Origin of the sequence: Rhizobacter sp. (genome assembly GCF_035702065.1) — a bacterium.
Lineage (GTDB): Bacteria > Pseudomonadota > Gammaproteobacteria > Burkholderiales > Burkholderiaceae_C > Rhizobacter.
This window is the reverse complement of the sequence record NZ_DASSRA010000145.1, coordinates 1-3,047: the sequence shown is the minus strand read 5'-3', so window position 1 is coordinate 3,047 and position 3,047 is coordinate 1. Positions and strand designations below refer to the sequence as shown.

Annotated in this window: 3 protein-coding genes; 2 read left to right on the top strand and 1 reads right to left on the bottom strand. The window is 68.5% G+C overall.

Annotated elements, in window-relative coordinates; all coding sequences use genetic code 11:
• Positions 1-230 (top strand): ATP-grasp domain-containing protein (locus VFL64_RS06985; RefSeq protein WP_489539655.1); only part of this gene is annotated, 230 nt, incomplete at its 5' end.
• A 50-nt stretch (positions 231-280) separates the two neighbouring features.
• Entirely contained in the window at positions 281-2,155 is a 1,875-nt protein-coding gene (locus VFL64_RS06980) for an ATP-binding cassette domain-containing protein (RefSeq protein WP_489539654.1), read from the top strand.
• A 165-nt stretch (positions 2,156-2,320) separates the two neighbouring features.
• On the opposite strand, the gene VFL64_RS06975 is transcribed toward VFL64_RS06980, so the two are convergent.
• On the bottom strand, positions 2,321-3,047 hold a 727-nt coding region (locus VFL64_RS06975; protein WP_489539653.1), incomplete at its 5' end, for a hypothetical protein.

Sequence of the window (3,047 nt, the reverse complement as noted above, 5' to 3'; positions counted from 1 at the left end):
AGGGCGTGGCCCAGCCGCTGTCGGCACGCGACCGCGAGATCGCTGAAGCCATCGGCCCGGTGCTCGCTGCGCGCGGCCTCCTGCTGGTGGGCCTGGACATCATTGGCGACTGCGTGACCGAGATCAACGTCACCAGCCCGACCGGTTTCCAGGAGATCACCAAGCAGACCGGTTTCGACGTGGCACGCATGTTCGTCGACGCGCTGGAGCGTTCGCTCGGCAAAGCCTGACGCGCAAACGCCCCGGGGCGCGACAATGCCGGTTTTGCCCGGCGACCCTCATGGCTGTACTTTCTCTCTCCAATGCCCACCTGGCCTATGGCCACGTGGCGCTGCTCGACAACGCAGCCTTCTCGCTGGAGGTCGGCGAACGCCTGGGCCTGATCGGCCGCAACGGCGCGGGCAAGTCCTCAATGCTGAAAGTCATCGCCGGCCTGGAGAAGCTCGACGACGGCCTGCTCCAGATGACGCAGGGCCTGCGCATCTGCTACGTGCCGCAGGAGCCCGTGTTCGAGCCTGGCCACAGCGTGTTCGAGGCCGTCAGCGAAGGCGTGGCCGAAGCCCGCGCCGTGCGCCAGGCCTACGAGGAGCACGCCGAGGGCGTCGACCTCGATGCCCTGCAGACCCGCATCGAGGCCCTCGATGCCTGGAACTGGGAACAGCGCGTGGACACCACGCTGGCCCAGCTGCACCTCGACGGCACGCGCGAGATCGCCCAGCTTTCGGGCGGCATGAAGAAGCGCGTGGCGCTGGCGCAGGCGCTCGTCGCCGTGCCCGATGTGCTGCTGCTCGACGAGCCCACCAACCACCTCGACCTCGACTCCATCGCCTGGCTCGAAGACCTGCTGCGCGGCTTCAAGGGCAGCGTGATGCTGATCACCCATGACCGCGCCTTTCTCGACGGCGTGTCCACACGCATCCTCGAACTCGACCGCGGCATCATCCGCAGCTACCCCGGCAACTTCAGCGCCTACGAGCGGCAGAAGGAAGAGCAACTCGCCGCCGAAGCCCTGGCCAACGCGCGCGCCGACAAGCTGCTGGCGCAGGAAGAGGTGTGGATCAGGAAGGGCGTGGAAGCCCGCCGCACGCGCAGCGTCGCGCGCATTCAGCGCCTCGAGGTGCTGCGCGAGCAGCGCCAGAAGCGCCGCGACTCATTGGGCCAGGTGCGCCTGGAGATCGACTCCGGCGCACCCAGCGGCAAGATCGTCGGCGAATTGAAGGACGTCTCCCTGCGCTTCGGTGACAAGGTCATCGTGAAGAACTTCAGCGCCACCATCCTGCGCGGCGACAAGGTCGGCCTGATCGGCCCCAACGGCGCGGGCAAGACCACGCTGCTCAAGCTCATCCTCGGCGAACTGAAGCCCGACAGCGGCAGCGTGCGCCAGGGCAGCAAGCTCGAAGTGGCCTACTTCGACCAGATGCGCAGCACGCTCAAGCTCGATGCGACGCTGGCCGACACCATCAGCCCCGGCAGCGAATGGGTGGAGTTCAACGGCCAGCGCAAGCACGTGATGAGCTACCTGAACGACTTCCTGTTCTCGCCCGAGCGCGCCAACTCACCAGTGCGCACCTTGAGCGGCGGCGAGCGCAACCGCGTGCTGCTGGCGCGCCTGTTCGCCCTGCCGGCCAATGTGCTGGTTCTCGACGAACCCACCAACGACCTCGACATCGACACGCTCGAACTGCTCGAAGAGCTGCTGCAAAGCTACTCCGGCACCGTGTTCCTCGTCAGCCACGACCGGCGCTTCCTCGACAACGTGGTCACCAGCACCATCGCCTGGGAAGGCGACGAGTCCCCCGGACTGTGGCGCGAGTACGAAGGCGGCTACGAAGACTGGAAGGCGCAGCAGACGCGCGCGCGCGGCCTGCGCGAGAAGGCCGCCGCGAAGCCAGCCCCTGCGCCGGCGGCTGCGGCCCCGGCACCCGCCGCGAGGAAGGCCAAGCTCAGCTACAAGGAGCAGCGCGAACTCGACGGCCTGCCTGCGCGCATCGAAGCGCTGGAGGCCGAGCAGAAGCAACTGAGCGAACAGCTCAGCGGCACCGCCATCTACGGCGGCGACCCGCAGGTGCTCACGCAAACGCAGGCGCGCTTCTCGCAGATCGAGAACGAGCTGATGGAAGCACTGGAGCGGTGGGAACTCCTCAGCTCGAAATAGGGATCAAGCAAGGCCCACGGATCCGGCTTTGCCGGTCCGTCGGGTGGTGCCCCTTGGGGGCTGAGCTCGGACGCAAACAGTCCGGTGGACTGTTTGTGCCTAGCGAAGAGCCGGGCGATTCGCCTGGCGCGGCCTGCAAGGCGGCAGCAAAGCGACTGGGGGGCTTTACCTGCCGAGCGCGCCGAAGAAGGATTCGCCAAAGCCGGTCGGCCGGGTGCGGCTGACGATCAGGCCTGACTGCAGGTACAGCGCGTTCAGCAGGCGCGCCGCACGCTCGGCGTCGAAGCCGGGCCAGTCGGTCATCTCGCGCAGCGTGTAGCGGTCGCCCTGCAGCTTCTGAATCGCTGCGGGCAGGGCGCCCGTGACGCGCAAGCCGGAGAGGTCGATGCCCGGGGCCACGCGGTAGGCGACCTGGCCGGCAATCTCGGGCAGCAAGGTGTTGCGCGCACCGCGCAAGGCCAGCTCCCACAGCAAGGGGCGCAGCGGGTGGTAGTGGTGGCCTTCGCCCACCAGCGAGGCCTCGGCGTCACCGGGCGCACGCAGCACCGCCGGCTCCACGTGCAGTACGCGCAGCTCGGTGGGGCGCTGCAGCAGCAAGGCGTCGATCGACACCGGGCAGTGCACGAGCCGGTCGACCGCGAACACCGTGAGCGGCACCACCGATTCGCCCATCTGCAGGTGCACGACCACGTGCTGCGCATGGCGCACGCAGGCCGCCAGCACCTCCAGCGCCTCGGACGCCTGGCCGGCCTGCTCGAAGCGCATCAGGTCGGCCAGCAGCGACTGGCTCAGGCCGGGCTGGCCGGCGTTGCCGTGCTCGGTCACGACGCGTGCGCGCGGGCCGCCCGGCTCGTGCAGGTAGCGCTCGAAGGCGCTGACCCGCATCAGCTCG